Source organism: Cytobacillus sp. EB106-05-05-XG126 (assembly GCF_058791715.1).
Map to the genome: position 1 here is coordinate 269463 of NZ_JBYTDU010000001.1, position 20671 is coordinate 290133.

The 20671-nt window shown below is 41.9% G+C and carries 18 protein-coding genes; 13 read left to right on the plus strand and 5 right to left on the minus strand.

The window, feature by feature from the left end; genetic code table 11:
- Window positions 1-39: 39 nt before the first annotated feature.
- The 3 genes from AC3WTL_RS01355 (at window position 40) to AC3WTL_RS01365 (ending at window position 5048) form a co-directional block, all read left to right on the plus strand.
- On the plus strand, window positions 40-504 hold the full coding sequence (locus AC3WTL_RS01355; protein WP_492368820.1) for a hypothetical protein: 465 nt from the start codon (window positions 40-42) through the stop codon (window positions 502-504).
- Between the two features lie 112 nt (window positions 505-616).
- Window positions 617-3829 carry a DEAD/DEAH box helicase gene (locus AC3WTL_RS01360; protein WP_492368821.1) on the plus strand — a complete coding sequence of 1071 codons (3213 nt, stop codon included), beginning with the start codon at window positions 617-619 and terminating at the stop codon, window positions 3827-3829.
- Window positions 3830-4604: 775 nt separating this feature from the next.
- Window positions 4605-5048: a GyrI-like domain-containing protein gene (locus AC3WTL_RS01365; protein ID WP_492368822.1), complete on the plus strand. Its 444-nt coding sequence runs from the start codon at window positions 4605-4607 to the stop codon at window positions 5046-5048.
- Window positions 5049-5077: 29 nt separating this feature from the next.
- Here the strand turns inward: AC3WTL_RS01365 and AC3WTL_RS01370 are convergent, their stop codons facing one another.
- Entirely contained in the window at window positions 5078-5704 is a 627-nt protein-coding gene (locus AC3WTL_RS01370) for a metal-dependent hydrolase (protein ID WP_226617571.1), read from the minus strand.
- 171 nt (window positions 5705-5875) lie between these two features.
- Between AC3WTL_RS01370 and AC3WTL_RS01375 the strand changes: the two genes are divergently transcribed.
- Both AC3WTL_RS01375 and AC3WTL_RS01380 read left to right on the plus strand, forming a co-directional pair.
- Complete coding sequence (locus AC3WTL_RS01375) at window positions 5876-7042, plus strand: TraB/GumN family protein (RefSeq protein ID WP_248348009.1); 1167 nt, start codon at window positions 5876-5878, stop codon at window positions 7040-7042.
- 139 nt (window positions 7043-7181) lie between these two features.
- Complete coding sequence (locus AC3WTL_RS01380) at window positions 7182-8192, plus strand: DUF3231 family protein (protein WP_248348008.1); 1011 nt, start codon at window positions 7182-7184, stop codon at window positions 8190-8192.
- 84 nt (window positions 8193-8276) lie between these two features.
- On the opposite strand, the gene AC3WTL_RS01385 is transcribed toward AC3WTL_RS01380, so the two are convergent.
- Window positions 8277-9437: an ABC transporter permease gene (locus tag AC3WTL_RS01385; RefSeq protein ID WP_248348007.1), complete on the minus strand. Its 1161-nt coding sequence runs from the start codon at window positions 9435-9437 to the stop codon at window positions 8277-8279.
- The gene (locus AC3WTL_RS01390; RefSeq protein WP_226617575.1) at window positions 9397-10326 is read right to left on the minus strand and encodes an ABC transporter ATP-binding protein; all 930 of its coding nucleotides are present in this window, start codon (window positions 10324-10326) and stop codon (window positions 9397-9399) included. Before AC3WTL_RS01390 ends, AC3WTL_RS01385 begins: the two co-directional genes overlap by 41 nt.
- Before the next feature lie 466 nt (window positions 10327-10792).
- Between AC3WTL_RS01390 and AC3WTL_RS01395 the strand changes: the two genes are divergently transcribed.
- Window positions 10793-11581: an aminoglycoside adenylyltransferase domain-containing protein gene (locus AC3WTL_RS01395; RefSeq protein WP_492368823.1), complete on the plus strand. Its 789-nt coding sequence runs from the start codon at window positions 10793-10795 to the stop codon at window positions 11579-11581.
- A 36-nt stretch (window positions 11582-11617) separates the two neighbouring features.
- On the opposite strand, the gene AC3WTL_RS01400 is transcribed toward AC3WTL_RS01395, so the two are convergent.
- Complete coding sequence (locus tag AC3WTL_RS01400) at window positions 11618-11959, minus strand: hypothetical protein (protein ID WP_048009983.1); 342 nt, start codon at window positions 11957-11959, stop codon at window positions 11618-11620.
- 150 nt (window positions 11960-12109) lie between these two features.
- Here AC3WTL_RS01400 and AC3WTL_RS01405 point away from each other — a divergent pair, with 150 nt between their 5' ends.
- The 6 genes from AC3WTL_RS01405 (at window position 12110) to AC3WTL_RS01430 (ending at window position 18419) form a co-directional block, all read left to right on the plus strand.
- Window positions 12110-12922: a pentapeptide repeat-containing protein gene (locus AC3WTL_RS01405; protein ID WP_492368824.1), complete on the plus strand. Its 813-nt coding sequence runs from the start codon at window positions 12110-12112 to the stop codon at window positions 12920-12922.
- 20 nt (window positions 12923-12942) lie between these two features.
- On the plus strand, window positions 12943-13398 hold the full coding sequence (locus AC3WTL_RS01410) for an NUDIX domain-containing protein (RefSeq protein ID WP_248348002.1): 456 nt from the start codon (window positions 12943-12945) through the stop codon (window positions 13396-13398).
- Window positions 13399-13467: 69 nt separating this feature from the next.
- Window positions 13468-14595 carry a DNA polymerase III subunit beta gene (gene dnaN / locus AC3WTL_RS01415; RefSeq protein ID WP_492368825.1) on the plus strand — a complete coding sequence of 376 codons (1128 nt, stop codon included), beginning with the start codon at window positions 13468-13470 and terminating at the stop codon, window positions 14593-14595.
- A 418-nt stretch (window positions 14596-15013) separates the two neighbouring features.
- Complete coding sequence (locus AC3WTL_RS01420) at window positions 15014-15706, plus strand: response regulator transcription factor (protein ID WP_163141022.1); 693 nt, start codon at window positions 15014-15016, stop codon at window positions 15704-15706.
- The gene (locus AC3WTL_RS01425) at window positions 15684-17903 is read left to right on the plus strand and encodes a sensor histidine kinase (RefSeq protein WP_492368826.1); all 2220 of its coding nucleotides are present in this window, start codon (window positions 15684-15686) and stop codon (window positions 17901-17903) included. The genes AC3WTL_RS01420 and AC3WTL_RS01425 overlap by 23 nt, the downstream gene beginning before the upstream one ends.
- A gap of 15 nt (window positions 17904-17918) precedes the next feature.
- Window positions 17919-18419, plus strand: coding sequence for an RNA polymerase sigma factor (locus tag AC3WTL_RS01430; RefSeq protein WP_492368827.1), 501 nt, complete (start codon window positions 17919-17921; stop codon window positions 18417-18419).
- Window positions 18420-19290: 871 nt separating this feature from the next.
- On the opposite strand, the gene AC3WTL_RS01435 is transcribed toward AC3WTL_RS01430, so the two are convergent.
- A complete protein-coding gene (locus AC3WTL_RS01435; protein WP_258750713.1) occupies window positions 19291-19842 on the minus strand; it encodes a DUF3231 family protein in 552 nt (183 codons plus the stop codon).
- A 152-nt stretch (window positions 19843-19994) separates the two neighbouring features.
- Here AC3WTL_RS01435 and AC3WTL_RS01440 point away from each other — a divergent pair, with 152 nt between their 5' ends.
- Window positions 19995-20540, plus strand: coding sequence for a general stress protein (locus AC3WTL_RS01440; RefSeq protein ID WP_492368828.1), 546 nt, complete (start codon window positions 19995-19997; stop codon window positions 20538-20540).
- The last annotated feature ends 131 nt before the right edge of the window (window positions 20541-20671 follow it).

Below are 20671 nucleotides of genomic sequence, written 5' to 3' on the forward strand. Positions count from 1 at the left end.
GCCATTAAAGAGACATTAACAAATAAAAAGGATTTTGCTATGATTGGACTGCTGGTAGCCACCATTCTTTTTAATTTTATTGCCTTTAAAACAAATAAGCGTTTGTCGAAAAACCAAATTTTACATATATGGACATTCACAATATCCCTTCAGCTGATATTTGATGTTATGGTCGAGTTTAAATATTGGGGATATTGGTACTTTGACAAGGAGCCAAATTGGCCAGGGCTCTTGGCGCACATTGCGCTGGTGCCCCCGGTGAATATGATGTTTTTGAACTGGTATCCTTTTAAAGGAGATCTTATTAAACGTTTTTCTTATATCTTTTTTTGTGTCGTGGCCATTTTGCTATATGAAGTCATCGCCTTATTGCCGGAACCCTGGGGTTATTTTAACTATGGCTGGTGGAGATTATGGCATGCGGCAATAGTTGACCCAATTCTCCTTCTATTAGTGGTGGTATTTTATAAATGGATTATCCGGCTGGAGGGGGAGCTTAAATAATTGATGATTCAAAAGGGGGATATGCTCCCCCTTTTTGTGTTGCATAAAAATGAATTTAGGCAGATGACTATGATACAATTTTGGTATAGATTTTCCCGGAAGGAGAACATTTGTGGATATTAAATTGACTCACAAAATGATAAAAGAAATGTGCGGTACTGTCTCCTTCAAAAGAGGGGACGCGTTTTTCAGGAATCATAAAGTAACGATAAAAAAATACAATGGTGATCTATGTGAGGCAACGGTATCTGCCGGTGAAGATTTTTATGTTGAAGTAGAGAAAACTTCAGGTAATGGCTTCAAAACAACATGCAGCTGTCCCAAGCTTGCATCATTTGATAAAGAGTGCCAGCATGCCGCGGCTGTACTGCTGGCAATTCATGATATGCAGCAATATAGATCGCCAAACCTTTCAGCAGGCAGCCTTGAAGTTTCTCCAGAACACGCCTTAACTGATAGCCTCATGACACTTTTCAGTGAGCAGCCGGGAAGGTCAAGCGGGCACCAGCTTCATTTTGAAAACAGGCAAGTGCTCCAGCCTGAGTTTACGTGTCTGCCTGTCCATTTGGGAAAAGGGCATTATTTGTTTGCCATTAAAATTTCCATCGGCCCAATGGCTGTCCTGGATATCCGTCAATTTCTCCATTCAGTTAAAAAGGGGAAACCAAGCCTATTATCACTTTCTTTTTCCTATGATCCCGCCCTGCATTGTTTCCCGCCGGAAGCGGATGCTGTCCTTCAGCAGCTGATACAGGTAATACACGATGAATCCATCTATATCAATGCTTTAATGGATGATTTTGATTATACAGCGTCAAAGCATATGCTCTTAATCCCTCCATCATCATGGGAACGGCTGAAGCCTGTTTTGGCGCTCGCAGAAAATGTAAAGCTTGAAATAACAGGAAAAACATTTGATCGGATGACTTTTTCAGAGGACCGGCTGCCATTGCGATTTGAACTGGCCGAAACAAAAGATCATTGTTATTTACATGTTAAAGGACTGGATCGGCTGCTGATCCTGGATTCGTATAGTGCGGTTCTATCCGGCGGAAAATTCATCACGCTCAGGCAAGATGACTGTAAGCGTCTGTATGATTTAACACAGATGCTTGAGGCTGCCGGAAAAAACGAAATTCCGATTGCTGCTGAACAAATGGAGATGTTTCTGGAAAAAGTGGTTCCTGGATTGAGAAAACTGGGGGATTTCCATATTTCTGAAGACGTGTCACACAGGTTCATGAAAACTCCTTTGACTGCCAAGCTGTACTTGGACCGTCTGCGGAACAGGCTGCTGGCAGGAATGGAATTTCATTATGAAAATATCGTGATTAATCCGCTGGAGAGCAGAGAGCCGAAGGGCGGCACGAGGATAATTAGAGATGTGGCATTAGAGGATGAGATCCTTCAGCTTATGGAGGAAAGCTCTTTTGCCAAGACGGATGGCGGCTATTTTCTGCAGAATGAAGAGCTGGAATATGAATTCCTTTATCATGTTGTCCCTAGGCTCCAAAAACTGGTGCAAATATATGCGACTACGGCTGTCAGAAACCGGATTTTCAGGGAGAATGCCAAACCGCAAATACGGATAAAAATGAAAAAAGAGCGGACCAATTGGCTGGAATTCAAGTTTGAATTGACCGGCATAGCTGACCAGGAGATACGGGATGTATTAGCTGCAATTGAGGAGAAACGAAAATTCTATCGCCTGAAAAATGGTGCGCTCCTTTCTCTGGAAACAAGGGAATTTGAGGAAATCCAGCGTTTCTTGAAAGCTGTGCCCGAGCAGGCAGAGGATCTGGAAAGCGGTTTAAACATGCCGATTGTATCTGGTCTTAGAATGCTGGACGCAGCTGGTGATCAGGAAATGTTCCTTCAAGAGGAATCCTTCAGGACATTTTTGGCGGAGCTTGAGGATCCATCATCCCTGCAGATTTCTGTGCCGGAAAACCTGGATTCTATTTTAAGGGAATACCAGAAAAGTGGATATAAATGGTTAAAGACAATGGCGCATTATGGATTTGGCGGCATTTTGGCTGATGATATGGGACTTGGGAAGACACTGCAAAGCATTGCTTTTATTCAGTCTGAGCTTATGGATATTCGGGAAAGTACCCGCCCTGCCCTTATTGTGTGCCCATCATCCTTAACATACAACTGGTTAAGCGAACTGACGAAGTTCACACCGGACATTCAGGCAATTGTCATCGACGGAAATCAAAATGAACGAGCCGAGCTTCAGAAGGATTTAACCGGTGTTGATGTGGTGATCACTTCCTATCCGCTGGTGCTTAAAGATATAAAGTGGTATGAAATGCAGGAATTTCACACACTATTTTTCGACGAAGCACAGGTATTTAAAAACCCGGTCACGCAAACAGCGAGAGCAGTGAAGAAAATCAAAGCGAAATATCGGTTTGCATTAACAGGCACACCCGTTGAAAATTCTGCAGAAGAGCTGTGGTCTATTTTTCATGTTGTCTTCCCGGAATTGTTTGGCGGCTTAAAGGAGTACGGGAATTTGACAAGGAAGACGATTGCGAGAAGAGTTCGCCCCTTCATGCTCAGGAGGCTGAAAGAAGATGTTCTTTCAGAGCTGCCTGAAAAGATGGAGCTGATTGATTCGGCTGATTTGCTGCCTGATCAGAAGAAGCTCTATTCTGCATACCTGGCAAAACTGAGAGAAGATACCTTAAAGCATTTAAATAAAGACACAATCAGAAAGAACCGCATAAGAATCCTTGCCGGTTTGACGAGGCTTCGCCAGATTTGCTGCCATCCTGCTTTGTTTGTGGATGGATATAAAGGGAGTTCAGCAAAATTTGAACAGCTCAAGAGAATTATTGAAGAATCCAGGTTGTCTGGCAGACGTGTACTGATCTTTTCACAATTCACTAAAATGCTGGACCTTATTGGCAGAGAACTGGCCCTTTTGGATTTGCCGTTTTTTTACCTGGATGGACAGACACCTTCGGGGGATCGGGTGGAAATCTGCCGCCGGTATAATGAGGGGGAACGCGATTTTTTCCTGATTTCATTGAAGGCAGGCGGTACAGGCCTCAATCTGACTGGTGCTGATACCGTCATTTTATACGATTTATGGTGGAACCCTGCCGTTGAGGAACAGGCCGCCGACCGGGCCCACCGCATAGGACAGAAAAACACCGTCCAGGTTATAAAATTGTTGTCGAGAGGCACCATTGAAGAGAAGATGAATGAACTGCAGGATAAAAAGAAGAACCTGATCGAGGAAATCATCGATTCGAATGAAAGTGCAGCAGGAAGTCTGACGGAAGAGGACATACGGGAGATTTTGATGATTTAGCATGGTGCAGCATCGGACTTGAAAGGGGTTATGGGTGGTTGCTGAGTAGGAGGTGGCTTGGGTTCGGACTTAAAAAGGGGAATATTGGTTTTTTGAGTCGGAAGTTTGCTTAGGTTCGGACTCAACATTGGAAAAGCCTCGTGGCTGTGTCGGGAGTTGCACCGGGTTCCGACTCAAAACCAGAAAAACTGGGAAGCAGAGTCGGAAGTTGCTCCAGGTTCCGACTCAAAACCAGAAAAATCAGGTCGCAGAGTCGGAAGTTGCACCGGGTTCCGACTCAAAACCAGAAAAACCAGGTCGCAGAGTCCGAAGTTGCACCGGGTTCCGACTCAAAACCAGAAAAACCAGGTCGCAGAGTCCGAAGTTGCTCCAGGTTCCGACTCAAAAATAGAAAAACCATGTCGCAGAGTCCGAAGTTGCTCCGGGTTCCGACTCAAAACTAGAAAAACCAGGTCGCAGAGTCCGAAGTTGCTCCGGGTTCCGACTCAAAACCAGAAAAACCAGGTCGCAGAGTCCGAAGTTACACCGGGTTCCGACTCAAAACCAGAAAAACCTGGTTGCAGAGTCCGAAGTTGCTCCAGGTTCAGAATCAAAAAGACATACACAAGTTCGCTGAGTCCGAAGATACCCCTTGCCACTCACTAAAATAATGAACTCGTGTAGATAAGAGACGCGTCCCGCAAGGCGCGTCTTTTCTCATGCAAAAAAATAAAGGAGGATTTTCCCATCTCTTAGAGAATTTCATTATGAATAAAAGTTTGGGGGTATTTCTAATATGTGCAATGTGGTATCAAAAGAATTCAAGGCAGTTGTCATAAGAAACAGTGGTTTATTTGAGGATTATGCCCATTTGGTGCCTGAAGCAGCTCAGGCTTTTTTAAAGCAGGGCCATCTTGTTCAAAACAGCAGCGGTTTAGAAGTGGCCTTTTATGAACCTAAGAGAGGGGAAGACCACTTGGAAGGAACCTTTTTCACCGGGTATTTAGTTCATGAAAAAGCAGAAATGCTGCCAAATGGGATGGAGTATATAGATGCCGTGCACACTTATGCATCGATCAGAGGAAAGACTGCTGAGATGGGCGATTTGCATTCGCGGCTTAACTTTTGGCTCAGTGAGAATAACCGCCAGCAGTCTTTTGATCATTATATTATTGAAGTTTTTTATCAGGCTCCAAATGAGGAGGAAGAGGTAGAAGTTTTTATTCCAATCAAAGATTAAACCGCTCAGATATTCGAGCGGCTGCAGTCTTAAATCTCTTTCGATGAAAGGGGAAGAAAGAGCTTTACCCCTCTCTTATTAAAGGGCAGGATTTTTAAATCGGCAATCAAATGGCTTATGTAACCGGCAAGGCAGGTATAATAGACTCCTTCTATGCCAAGGGATATTTCAAGTCTTGAAGAAATGAATGCGAAAAAAATAACCCCCAGCAGGGAATGAGTATAACTGCGGTGGGAAACAAAGGAAGCTATCAATATATAAATCCCAAATAATATGAGCCAAAGTTCCTGCAGAATGACGCCACCTGCCAGGACACCAATTCCCGTAATGGTCAGCATATGTTTTTGCCTGATTTTCGCAGAAATGGCGGTCATACTGATTCCTATAGCCATTCCAAGCCATTTCTCTTTAGGGGAGCCCTCATAAAAACTATAAATAATCATTAAAATTCCAATGATTTGGGCAACGGTCTGAACGACTTCATGTGATAGTGTAAGCCGGTCACGAAGCTTCCCATCAATATCAAGATCAGGTACTAATCCTGAAACACTCCCGAGACCGACTAATAAAAGGGTTGTGGAGGGGCTGGCATGAACAGTGTTCGCTGCCACGTATCCTGCTGCTGCTCCAATTGCTGCATGGGCGGTACCATTCAATATTATTTCCACCTTTATGTCATATTTGCATTTTTTTCATGCATTCTTTTATTATATCAAAACATTTGTTCTGTTTGGCGGTTAATAGATTAAAATCTCCCGGCAGTTCATGATATAATGAGGACAAAGCTAAAGCATACATAATTGAATTTGTATCTAAGGAAGGTATTTATGTCAGAGGAAAACATAACGAGGATTCATTTAGACGGCAAGGAATTCATACTGATCGGAACAGCACACGTGTCCAAGCACAGTGCAGAACAGGTGAAGGAAGTCATTGAGGCTGAACAGCCTGACTCTGTTTGTGTCGAATTGGATGAACAGAGATATCAGTCGATTACAGAAGGCAGCAAGTGGAAGGAAATGGATATAATCCAGGTGATTAAGGAAAAGAAAGCATCACTTCTTTTAATGAATCTGGCGATTTCTTCCTTTCAAAACCGTATGGCCGATCAGTTTGGCATAAAGGCTGGCCAGGAAATGATCCAGGGGATTGAGTCAGCCAAGGAAACAGGTGCAAAGCTCGTTTTGGCGGACCGCAATATCCAGATCACCTTTGCAAGGATATGGGGCAACCTTGGATTAAAAGGAAAATCACTGCTTCTCAGTCAAGTAATAGCAAGTATTTTCAGTAAAGATACCATAACTGAAGAAGAACTTGAAAAAATGAAGAATCAGGATACAATAAATGCGATTCTAAATGAATTTACCGATAGTTTTCCGCGACTAAAAAAACCACTCATTGACGAGCGGGATCAATACCTCGCGCAGAAAATTAAAGATGCGCCAGGAGAAAAAATTGTTGCGGTGCTGGGGGCGGCGCATGTACCTGGGATCAAAGAGGAAATCAAAAAAGAACAGGATATGGCCAAATTGACTGAGCGTCCTCCAAAATCCAATGTTCCAAAGATCATTGGCTGGAGTATTCCGGTGTTCATTTTAGCTATTATTGCCTATACCTTCTTCGCAAATCCATCTGCGGGTCTTGCGCAGACGATCAGTTGGATAATCTGGAATGGATCACTGTCAGCACTGGGGGCTGCCATTGCAATGGGGCATCCGCTGACCATTTTAACAGCCTTTGTTGCAGCACCCATTACGTCTCTGAATCCCCTTCTTGCAGCAGGCTGGTTTGCCGGACTGACACAAGCATATATGAGACGCCCCAACGTAAGAGATTTTGAGACGTTAACTGAAGATGTATTCAGTGTTAAGGGATTTTGGAGAAACAAAGTGAGCCGTATTTTATTGATTGTTGTCCTATCCAATTTGGGCAGCTCACTGGGAACCTTTATTGGGGGAGCAGATGTAATTAGAGTGTTTTTTGAAAATTTATAATTGACGAGTTTGAGGTGAAACCCAGGTGGTTTCACCTTTTTTGATATTTTTACCGGACTTAATATAATGCTGGAAATCTTATTAATAAATTTGCAAATGGCGGGGAACCATATATCAGACAAAATGCGGAGGGAAAGATATGCCTGGCGGAAATTATGAAGATAAGCTTACTGCAGCCGAACATGCAACACTTTGGACACAATATGTGAATGACAGCCTTGCTATTTGTATCCTGCGGCATTTTTTGAACCATACAAAGGACAAAGAGATCCGCAAAGTACTTGAATTTGCCCTCAAATTATCAGAAAGCCACATGAAAAAAATTAATGGGTTTTTATCAAGAGAGAATCAGCCAATTCCAATTGGTTTTACTGACAAAGATGTTAATGTGGATGCACCGTTATTATTTACTGATATTTTTATGGGGATGTACATACACATTATGGCAATACATGGGGGGACAAGATATGCAGGTGCCTTAAGCAATGCTACGCGTGCAGACATTAGGAAGTATATGAAGCAGGTTATAGATGAAACGATGGAGTTATTTAATCGTTCTGCTGATGTTTTAATTGAGAAAGGGGTAATGGTCAAACCGCCGATATTAAATAACAAGCACGAAATTGAATTTGTAGGGAAACAGAGTTACTTAACTGGATGGTTCGGGAAGCGGAGACCTGTAAATGCGATTGAAATCAGCGGGATCTACCTGAATATGCAAAAAATAATGATGAAGGTGGTTTTAGAACTTGGATTTGGACAAGTGGCTCAATCTAAAGAGGTTCAAAAATATATGGAAAGAAGCAGACAATTATGCCGCAAACATCTTGAAATTTTATCCGGGATATTAACCCAGTCAAATCTGAATATCCCAAGGACATTTGAGGCTGAAGTAACGGATTCAACCATTCCTCCCTTTTCTGATAAACTTATGATGTATCATATCTCAACTCTTCTATCTGCTTCTATCGGCTTCTATGGAGAAGCGATGGCCATGGTCCAGCGAAGGGATATTGCAGCAAACTATGCACGATTGATTGCTGAGATTGGACTGCTGGCAGAAGATGGGATGAATCTTATGATAGAAAAAGGATGGTTTGAAAAGCCGCCTATGGCTACTGACCATGAAGATCTGTCAAAGAAAAAGTGAGGAAAATGTTGTTAAGTGGTTCTCCCAATGTGGTTTTGATATGTGGTCCAGCCGCCTGATACCAGGCAGCCGGGCCCTTCATTTTTATCTGTCTGCAGCAATCGCCTTTCGTTTATAAAGTACAGATCCCAGAAGGAAGGTAACCGCACCCCAAATCACCATCACAGCAATTCCTGCCCAAAGTGATACAGTAGCTAAGCCGGTTTCATACACCATGCTCTCTCTTAAACCATCAGCGAAATAGGTGAGAGGCAGAACAGCCGAAATCGGCTGAATCCATTCAGGCATCGTTTCAATAGGGAAAAACACCCCGCTTAAAAACATCATGAGAAAGCTGCAGATATTCGCTACGCCCATATAAGCCTCGGTGGTTTTGCTGAAGGAGGAGAAGAAGTAGCCAAGAGCATTAAAGGATAAAGCGCCGATCAAAAATACGATAATCAGTGTAAAAGGGTTTATATAAAGATTGGCACCAAACACGAGCACTCCTATTAAAGACAGCAGGATGATCTGCACAATGCTGAACAAAAGTCTCATAACCATATCGCTTAACCCGAATATCCCCATATTGGCCGGCGTCATGCGCAGTCTTTTAATTAATCCCTTTCTGCGCATTTCCACCAGGTCCACCATGCCAAACATGCCGCCCTGGGCAATGGATAAAGCAATCATTCCGGTTAAAAGGAAATCCGTATAATCCAATTCATTGGTGCCTGATGTAATCGATTCATATTGCAGATCATATTTAGGAGAGGCACCTGCAGCCAGTAAATTGGCCTGCTGCACAAACTTATCCAGAATGCCGGAAACCGCCTGGGCTGCTGCACCCTGTTCATTTTCTTTATTGATAACAAGAAACACAGAGGATGCTTCCGCTGACTCCGGCAGGATAATGGCGGCATCGACTTCCTGATCTTTTACCCATTCTTCCGCTTTATCCCTCGTAACTGGCTTACCTGATTTCACCTCAAAAACAGGAAGCTCACTGATCTGAGATATCATCATCTCGGAAGCCTGATTCGGACTTGGATCGACTAAAGCAACCTCTGTTTTAAACTCTTCATCTGAATTTCCGCTGAAAATGACCATAAAGATGACCATTAAAATAACTGGGAAAAAGATGCCCCAGAACCATGCCTGTTTTTCACGAAGAGTTAATTTCAGCTGTGCCAGAAACATCATTTTAAATTGATTAAATTTAATGTTAATCCCTCCATTCTTTGCCGGTGAATGCAATAAACACATCTTCCAGGCTCATTTCCCGTATGGAGACCTGTTCCACTCCGTATGAATTTTCTTTAGTAAATTTAAATAAGTCCAAAAGGGTTTCTTCCGGTTTTGATGCCCATATTTTCAGAGCCGCCCCTTCCCGTTCTGTTTTCGAAACAGATGCCAGCTCCTTAGAAAAACTGTCAGCGTCCTCAGCTGCCTTTTCTCCATCAAGAAAGCTCATTCTTATTTCCCGCTCATCCGTCAGTTTCTCAATGAGTGCGGAAGGGGTATCGAGTGTAATCACATTCCCCTGGTCCACAATGCATACCCGGTCACTTAGCTTTTCCGCTTCTTCCATGTAATGTGTCGTTAAAATGGTTGTTTTGCCTAATTCCTTTAGATGGAGAATAATATCCCATATATTTCTTCGGGCCTGGGGATCGAGGCCGGTTGTCGGTTCATCCAGGAAAATGATCTCCGGGTCACTAATCAGGGCCAGCCCAATGGCGAGCCTTTGCCTCTGGCCGCCTGAAAGTTTTTTAACGTGATTTTTGCGGTGCTCAGTCAGGTTAACAATTTCAAGAATCTCTTCCGTTGGCCGGGCATGGTCGTAAAAGGAAGCAAAAAGGTTAAGGTTTTCTTCTGGTGTAAGCAAATCAAACATAGCACTTGACTGAGGCTGTACACCAATCTTCTTTTTTATCGAAACGGCATGTTTATTCCAATCAAGGTCACCAAAATGAATTACGCCATTATCAGGTGAAACAAGGCCTTCAATCATTTCCAGTGTCGTCGTCTTACCAGCTCCGTTAGGGCCTATTATCGTGAAGACTTCACCGGCATGAACCGTGAAACTGATATCCTGGACAGCCTTGATGGAGCCAAATGATTTTTGCAGATTTCTTACCTCTAAAACAGTCATTCATTTTCCCCGCTTTCATGACAAGTTGGATGTCAGTATCCTGCAAAATTCCTAACCTTTTATTTAATACGTTGCTAATATTGAAAAAATTCACTTTTTTAGTAAACTTAACAATATCGTTCCATAACCATTTTTCAAGAACTGAGTTGATTGGAGCGGAGGGTGCGGGATCCTCGAAAATGCTGCCGCATTTTCTTCGTGCGTTGTCCGGTCGAAGAAGCATATTCAATGTCCTACGGGAGTAGCGTACCCAGGGAGACCCCGCAGACGCGCAGCGTTGAGGAGGCTCCCGGCAGCCCCGTGGGATTGCTGAGTGCCTTCAGCGGAAATCAACGGGCAAGGTTATAAGAGGAAAAAGCTCTCTGAAAAGAATAATGATGATGGTACCATAATATGGGACAAACCAAAAAAGTGATAGTTGTTTGATAATGAGGCTTTTTCTTAAAATGTCAGGGGAGTAGTGCAGATGAGAGAACTTCCAATAGCAGTTAATGATCTGCTGAATAAGTACATGAAACTATATAAAGAATATATGCCTAATCAGCTTGAAGGTCTATATTTGCATGGATCGCTTGCACTGGATGCTTATATAGAAGGATCAAGCGATATTGATTTTATTGCGGTTACACATAGAGGGTTAACCCAATCAGAATTGGAAAAGGCTGAGGAGATTCATAAAATAATAGCTGACAATTATCAGTTTCCTGAGATGGATGGGGTTTATATAACTCAGAATGATCTCGGAAAACTCGGTGAAAGTTACTTTTATAATAACGGCAAAATGAATTATGGGCATTTCCTGAACCCAGTCACCTGGTGGCTTTTAAAAAAGAAAGGAATTGCCATTTATGGAGCTCTTCCGGTAATAGAGATAAATGACAATGATTTGGTTTTATACACTTATGAAAACATGAATACCTATTGGGCAAATCGAATCCGGGCAATCGAGAAATCGATTGATGAACTTGAACAAGTAGCCGAGTCTGAGGTGGATAAAGAAATTGAATGGATGGTGCTGGGTTTATTGCGGCAGTTTTACACATTGAGGGAGAAGGATATTATCTCTAAGCAAGGGGCCGGGGAGTACTCCCTAAAGCATTTGCCGGAAGAATGGCACCCAATTATACAAGATGCCATCAATATTCGCAAAGGTGAGGAAGATAGACTTTATGCAGGAAAGCTTGAACGAATAGAAGAATCTATTAAACTGTCAAAATATCTTATAAACCAATCATCAGCAATTAGGAATAAGTGAGCTTCCCATGATGGAAGCTCACTTGGCTGAAGGCGGTTATGTTAACCTCATTGGAGTATTTAAATTCTGGGAATCCCGGTAGGATCGATAAGAGACAAATCTTTTTCCATGTGAGGATCCATCCAATTGAAGAATTCGTTCATTAATTGTCTCCATATACAGAAAGTCATCATTCGCATTTAGACGGTAGAAAGTGTAGGTGTTTCCAAGGAGTTCTTTCTTTGTTATTTGCGTATCGGGATGCTGCCGGATGAATTCTGAAAGCTGCTTAACAGACACGGAAGGAATGTCTGCCATTTCATAAAGCTTCCCTTTAAGGTTTGATTTTAGCTTGTTTACGGCACTCATTGCCTTTTCTTTATATTTATTTCTGGACATGAAGTCACTCCCTCATAATGAGATATTAAGAATAATTTCCATTTGCAGAAAGAATAAACATTCCCGTAAGGAAAGTCAAGAACAGTAACAAATGAAAAAATATTGATGAAATCTTTCCTGTACTTTGAACGAAAGGAGGTGCGTGTTCAAATGAGTAATTTAATACACGATTGTGAAAATTGTTTTGGGCTTTGCTGTGTGGCCCTGCCTTATGCAAAATCTGCAGACTTTGCTTTCGATAAAGAAGCAGGCAAGCCATGTCCAAATCTTAAGGCTGATTATCGCTGTCAAATTCATGCTGACCTCAGGGGAAAAGGCTTCAGGGGATGTACCTCATTTGAGTGCTTTGGTGCAGGCCAGCAAGTATCTCAGAACACCTTTAAGAATAAAGACTGGCGCAGCCATCCAGAACTTCAGAAAGTGATGTTTGATGTGTTCCCCGTCATGCACCAGCTTCATGAAATGCTTTTCTATTTAACTGAAATTTTACAATTGGAAGCCGCCAGGCCTATTCATGGTGAAGTCAGTGGGATTTTGGGCAAAACAGAGGATTTAACTAATATGGAACCGGATTTAATTATGGCTATCGATGTTCAGGCACATAGGGAAGAAGTCAATAAGCTGCTTCTGAAAGCCAGTGAGATTGTCAGGAGGAATCCAGGATTAAACAACAAATCTTCGAAAAAAAATAACGGCCGGCGAGATTTTATCGGAGCCAAATTAAGAGGTGAGGTTTTCTGCGGGGCGACTTTAAGAGGATCCTTATTTATTGCAGCTGACCTGCGCAAAGCTGATTTGAGTTATACAGACCTTATTGGTGCGGACTTCAGGGACGCAGATTTAAGCGGAGCCAATCTAATGGGAAGTATTTTTCTCACACAGGCTCAGGTTAATTCTGCAAAAGGGGATATGCATACGAAGCTGCCTAAGGGATTACAGAGACCGGAGCATTGGGTGAATTAATAGGAAAGGAGAGCTGCTGAATGACACAGAACGAAATCGTGCTTGTTGTCAGTACATCAATTATACAAGAAGGTAAAGTGATGATGATAAAAGAGAAGAAAGCCACAGTAAAGAATAAATGGAATTTCCCGTCCGGTCATGTTGAAAAAGGGGAAGATATCCTTGAGGCTGCCTGCAGAGAAGTTAAAGAAGAAACAGGCCTGGATGTTAAGCTGACTCATACAACCGGGATTTATAACTTTATCAGCAGTACGGACCATCAGGTCATCTTATTTCATTTTATTGGTCAAATAACAGGTGGCTTTTTGAGCCTTCAGGAAGAAGAAATAGCCGATTGTAAGTGGGTGAATCTATCAAACTTTAAAAGCTTTAAGGACGAGGAACTCCGTGATGCCAAAGTCATCAGGCAAATTCATGATGCCGTAAAAGCTGATAAGCTTTATCCCCTCGAACTGTTTCATAAAAAGTTAAGCTGACAAAGTGAAAGGGATTTTCAGGAATTTTGTCGAAAGAATACCCTATCGAAAAAAATAGGCGGGGTATGAATGGAGTTTATAATTAAGAATGAATATTTTCATAAAGCAATTGGAGAAGTAAGCAGTGCAGTATCAGCTAAGACTCCTTTTCCTATTTTGACCGGGATAAAGCTGACTGCAGGTGGGAATCATTTAACACTCACTGGGAGTAACACTGATATTGTGATTGAAAAGGTCATTCCTGCATCTGATGAAGAAGCCGGACTTGAGATTGCAGAGACTGGAAGTGTTGTTGTAACATCCAGATACCTGACAGAGCTCATTAAAAAGCTGCCGGGTGACATACATATCAAAGCGGATGAAAAGAATAGCATGACAATAATGTCAGACGAAATCCTCACTTCATTAAATGGGTTTTCTGCTGAAGAGTATCCAGCACTTCCCGAATTTGAAGATTCTCAAGGAATTGAACTTTTTTCAGCAAAATTAATAGAAATGATAAAGCAAACCGTGTTTGCTGTTTCAAAGAATGATACAAGGCCGGCTCTTACCGGTGTACATATGAATTTTAACGGAAACAGCTTTTCATGTGCCGCAACTGACTCACATCGATTAGCATTTCTGGAGACAAAGATCCTTTCTCCATCAAACGGCTCTTTCATTGTTCCGGGCCCCAGCCTTAAGGAGCTTTTAAAGCTATTGGCTCATCTGGAAGAAAGTAAAGTACAAATCTTTTCATCAGAGAGCTATTTAGTTTTCAAAACAAAATCAATCATGCTCTGTTCACGGCTTATCGAAGGCAAATACCCGGATGTAACTGGACTTATCCCGAAGGAAGCGAAAACAGTCATAAAACTGGATGCAAAAAAACTATTAAAGGGTATTGACCGCGCCTGCCTGTTTGCCCATGAGTGGAAAAATAATAATGTCCTTTTGGAGATGAAAGAAGGAGCATTGAAAATATCCTCTGTTTCCTCTGCCATGGGAAAAATTGAAGAAACACAGCCTCTTTTAGAAATCATTGGCGAGCGGGAACTATCCATTTCACTCGATGGGACTTTTTTAATGGATGCCCTAAAAGCCATACAGGAAGAGCATGTTCTTTTGAGCTTCAGCGGCTCAATGAGACCGGTTATAATCAAGCCTGTCAGCAGCGAGTCTTATATTCAGCTGGTTTCGCCTGTCCGGTCCTATTAAAAGATGAATTTTATTCTTTATGCACCATCCGTCAGCAAACTCAGCTGGAGGGTGGTGCTTTTTTGCGTCCTGCAAATACAAGTCTATATTTCCATTTCCACCCTATATAAAATAGAAGAGATAAGATTAATCCAATCCTCGTAAAGGCAGCTAACTACATTTGACCTCTGAGTTGATTGGAGCGGAGGGCGCTTGACTCCTGCGGGAAGTGAGGGAAGTGTGAGACCCCGCAGGCGGAGCCGAGGAGGCTCGCATTCCTCCCCGCGGAAAGCAAGTGCCTGGAGCAGAAATCAACGGGCAAAATTTAGAAAACACAAATCCAATCTTAAGAAATTCTTAAGATTTCTATTACATTAATGTTAAGATTTTACGTTTAGTATAAAAATATGAAAACGAGCACCGTGAAAGCAGGGGAATTATGGATAACTATAATGTACTTGTCGTAGATGACGAAAAAGAGATCAGGGACGCCATTGAAATTTATCTCAAAAATGAAGGCATCACCGTTTTAAAAGCAAAGGATGGAATCGAAGCTCTGGAGATTTTGAATGAGAACCAGGTGCATCTGATCATTTTGGATGTCATGATGCCAAGGCTGGATGGCATTTCGGCTACATATAAAATTCGCGAGAAGAAAAACATCCCGATTATCATCCTGAGTGCCAAGACAGAGGATACCGATAAAATCCTCGGGCTGCAAGTTGGGGCTGATGATTATGTGACCAAGCCCTTCAATCCGATGGAATTGGTTGCACGCGTGAAATCGCAGCTGAGAAGATATGTGACATTCGGAACATTTGAAGGAGTTAAAAAGGTCATTGATCTGAACGGCCTTATGCTTGATAAGGAAGCAAAAGCAGTGACTGTTAATGGAGAGCCGGTGAAATTGACTCCAATCGAGTATAAAATTGTGGAGCTTTTAATGACAAATGCGGGACGCGTTTTCTCCATAGATGAAATTTATGAACGGGTATGGAACGAACCTTGCTATAACGCAGAAAATACGGTGGCAGTGCATATTCGGAAAATACGTGAAAAGATTGAAATCGATCCGAAAAATCCGAGATATTTAAAGGTGGTATGGGGAATTGGATACAAGATGGAAAAATAAATTCATCATTGTGATGATCATGGTTTTATTTGCTTTCGGAGCAAGCGGCGTTTTGGCAGTTCTGATAAATGCGAGGGAATATGCAAACCCGGATTATTTTCACACCGGAGAGTTCAGAGGTGAAATTGATCAATATGCCGGCTATCTGCAATTGTATGAACTGAATAACGTGCCTATTGAAAAAGCGAAAGAAGCCATTGAGGTGACGGAAGAGGAAATTAATGAACATCGTTATCGTTATGGAACACTTCCTGAACAAATTGATAATATCAGAAACCAATATGAGCCCAGGATTCAAGAGGCAAAGGATATAGAAAACAATGAATTTGCAAAGGCTCTGGCTGATCAGATGAACAAAAGAATTGAAGACATCACCAGGAACTTTGAAAGTGATGAACACGTCCGTCCTAAAGTAGTGAAAGAAAAAGAAGAAAAACTTGAACAGTTTTTTAAAGAAAAAGAGCAGTTAAGGGGTCAGTACGATGTTTATAAGGATTCATTTACCTATTATTTCAAGGACACTTCGACTGGTGAAGTGTACACCAATTTAACTTTAGCCAAGAATGAGTCTCCGGATGAAGTCATGGAAAAGGAAATGCAATATCATACCGATTACACCATGGATAAAAATTTTTTCCTTCATTTTATTATGGGGGGATATGAGGAGTTCGATCAGGCACTGGTTGAATCTCAATCAGGCTACTTTAAGGGACAAATAGGCCTTGCTAAAAACCTTCCTGAATCAAATATATTCATTGACCGGAATAATCATTTTAAGCAGAAACAAATTGTCTTATTGATTTATGGCGGTTCAGCTGTTTTAGCCGTTATCGCTGCACTGATTGCCGGCAGAAAGTCAAAGGCCCTGTCAGCTGAAATAAAAAGGTGGGAGCCTTTATACAATAAGATTCCGATTGATTTACGAATCACCTTCTTAGGGTTATCTGCAATGGGCAGCATTTTGGCACTTTTTCTGGTAAACGATTTTCTTATAGACAGCTACAACATCCTTTCGCGTGTGATTGAATTAATTATTGTTCTCCTTGGAGCATCGGTTCTTTGCGGCCTGACAATAGTTCAGCTCAAGTATATTGCAGGTGAATTTAAGGATCTGGAAAACGCAAAATCAGTCTTGAAAAAAAGTCTCATTTATAGAGCGGCCGGCGGTATGAAAACCAGCCTCCAGGAAGCCTTTTTAAACCGGAGCACAGGAACGCAGCTGTTTGTTGTTCTATTAATCATCTTTGGAATGGGAATGGGTTCCATTATCATGTTCTTCCATCCGCTGTTTGTCCTGTTTTATATAACGGCTTTAGCTTTTGCGGGTTTTCCTCTTGTTATGGCATTAATCAGACGCGTTGGCTATTTCAACCGTATTGTTGAGACTGCCGATGAATTGGCTTCGGGCCACATGGGACAGGACTTGCCTGTTAAAGGAAAAGGCGTCCTGGCTTTACTTGCAGGAAACATGAATGTATTGAAGCAGGGCGTAAAAACGTCCCTTAGCGAGCAGGCTAAAAGCGAAAGGCTGAAAACGGAACTGATTACAAATGTCAGCCATGATTTAAGAACACCTTTAACGTCCATTATTACGTACACAGAGCTGCTGAAGTCAGGCGAGGTATCAGAAGACGATCGCTCAGCCTACCTTGAAATCATTGACCGGAAATCTAAACGGTTAAAAGTTTTGATTGATGATTTATTCGAGGTCTCAAAGATGGCAACCGGCAATATTGAGCTTCGAAAGGAAAGAGTGGACCTTGTTCAGCTGCTGCAGCAGGCGCTTGCAGAGCATGATAATGCCATTAGGGATTCGAATCTGCAGTTCCGCGTCACCAAGCCTGATCATCCGGCAATCGCCAATGTGGATGGTCAAAAGCTCTGGCGTGTGTTTGATAATTTGATAGGGAATATCCTTAAATATTCATTGGAACATTCGCGGGTTTATATTGCCCTTGCAAAAGTCAAAGGCCAGGCAGTCATTACGTTTAAAAATGTTTCCAAATACGAACTGGATGACCAGAGTGAAGAATTGTATGAGCGATTTAAACGGGGAGATAAATCAAGGCATACAGATGGTTCAGGCCTGGGGCTTGCCATTGCCAAGTCGATCATTGACCTTCATGAAGGGAATCTCGAAATAGATACAGATGGTGATTTGTTCAAGGTGAGCATTTCGCTGAAATTAGAGGAGTAAGGGAAGAGGGGAATTATGGATATTGCAGAGCTGTATTCCTGCCATTATAAATGGCTATATCATATATGCTTTTCGATGACAAGAGACGCATATCTTGCAGAAGATATCGTTCAGGAAACGTTTATTAAAGCCATGAAGAAGGCGGAAACCATTATAGATGAAGAAAAAGCAGGGGCATGGCTGTCTGTCATTGCCAGAAGAACCGCACTGGATATGATTCGGCGGGAAAAGCGAAAGGCTGCAGTGCCGATGGAGCAGGACACTCTTGAAAGCTTCTGCCTCATTACAAAGCAAGATGTCGAACAGGAAGTGGAATCAGGTTTAGCTGCAGAGGAAATCAAGTCAGCCATCAGACAGCTTGCAATGAACTACCAGGAAGTGCTTCTGCTCAAGGTTGAAGGTGGATTAAAAGAACAGGAAATTGCCAACCTCCTAAAATTAAAGCCTTCAACTGTAAAAACCAGAATTTTCAGGGCAAGAAAACAGATGAGAGCATTGACGGGATTAGGAGCGTAAGTGAAAGAGAGTTGACCAAGTTATTTTACGGGTCTGCTCTCTTTTTTGTTTTCGGGAAAACCTTTTAAGAGTAATTAAGAAACATTTAACTTAAAAACTGTATATCTGCCTATCAGACTGACGAAAAAGGAAAGAGAAGTCTTTTGCTTCCTCTCGTTTTAGTTTGTTTCGGCTCTAGGAGGCAAGGTCTTTAGAAATATTAAAAGGCGGTCCATTGTATGTATTGGTTTCCTTATCTTTCATTGGCCATTAATCTCATTGTAATCTGGTTTATGCCAAAGCGTTTAACGAATAAAGAAATATACGTAAGCTGGGCTGTCATTGTTTGATTAACTTAAGTACAGACGTATCGGCTGTATGAGTTAAACGGCGGGGGAGTACAGCTTTGGGTTCATATCATTGAATTAACTCTTGGGGCATCATTTGGAATTATCTTTTTGAATTACATGCCGGAAAGCAGGCGTTCTTTTTTCTTTTATACTGCAGCCTGGGTCATTTTTTCGGTGCTTTACGAGATTTTTACAGTTAAGCTGGATTTTATCAATTATATCTCCTGGAAATGGTGGTATTCTGTCTTCTGCTATTTTGCTGCTTTTTTATTTGTCCGCTGGCATTTGCATTATATCAGGTCAAATTAGAGCTTCCTGCTGTTACCAGAAGCTCGCAGCCTTTCTGTATTCCTTTCCATTCTGTTATCGAAGAATTTCCTGGCCTCATCTTTTATCATATTCCTGATCGTACTTAGTATTTTCATATTCATCACCACTATAGGAATACGCAGAGGAAAATATTCTGTGCCAGTCCGTGTATCGGCAGAAATAACAAAAGACTCCTGCTCCGTTGGTCATAGGCAGCAGTCTTTAAGCGATTATTAATTTCTTTCAGGAGTGCCAGGCGGCATATAGCTTGGCGGGATTCTCAGCCAGCCTCTTTCTCTCATTAAATTTTTAAGGGGGGATGCGAATTCCATTAAATGTACCTGTACGGAAAATAACATCATCCCCACATCCGTCCTGACTGTTTTGATCATAGCCTGTGCACAGAAGGTTATACTTGCTGCGACTTTTACAGATATTAAATTTGCTATTTCATCATCCGTCAACTTTACACCTTCAGGAACAGAATCCGGATTGGAAAGTGGTTTTTCTGCATTAGTTAAAGGCAGGGGAACCCCTTCTTTAAGGAGAAAATCTTCAATCATTTTTGTGTCTTCCCTGCTTCCTTCAATGGCAGTGCGTATGGTATGCAATAGCTCAGGATCTGTGGTCATATTTAAGGCAATATAGTAAAGGGAATGGGCTTCATGGAATGCTGTATACAGAGTCCATAAATCCATTACCTCCCCGACATGCAGTGGCGGCTTTGGTTCGTTATCAGCAAAATTCTTAATGGTTTCCTTAATGGCCTCGAAAGGGTTTCGCATTATTTCACCCCATAATATGTATTTTTTTTAGTTTTGCCGATATTTTCAATTTCATTCGGTTTTAAGGAAAGGAGTAATTTTTTTGAAACTATTTTTGAGAATATTCGTAATACATTAGGGGAAGTTCTTACTCGGAAAAGGGGAATTTCAGATTGAGAAATAGAATGCTGAAGAGACTATCATATCTTTTTACCGGAGAATCACTCAGTCTTATCCTGTTTGTATCCATTAGTTACCTGGTGAACTATACCTACCCGGATCTCCATTTATATTCACTGTTTTCTTTCTGGTCATCATTTCTGCTGCTGGAGTTCATATTGCTTCAAGGCTCCATTTATTGGTTTGTAAAATGGAAGCGTTTAAAAAGAGAGAAAACGTCAGTTGCCCCGTTCACGCTTGTACAGCGGCTAAGGCTTTCAAAGAAATGGAATCTGGGCTTGATCACTGTGATTCCAGGTGCATTCGTGGCAGACTGCATGATATGGCATCCGGCATTTCCGCTTGGGCTTGTTATTGCCGGCTTTATCTATGTTTTTGCCATTCTGGAGTATATCAACTATTTTCATATTCAGCTATCCTATGACAATCGCTCTGACATTAACAGCATTAAACAGACTAAGCGATTTAAACAGGCTTGCTTGAGTAAGGATTTTAAGAGGCTGGAGCATTTAAAAGCCGATGGGAGGAAATTAGGGTGAGGATATGGAACATACACTATTGGCAGAATCAGTCTAATTGGTCATGGGGGTTGTAGCAGCTTGTTTTGCCTTTTGCAGAATAAGAGGCGTCTATCATGTGGTTTAAAGCAGTTTGTTTGGCCTTTTGCAGA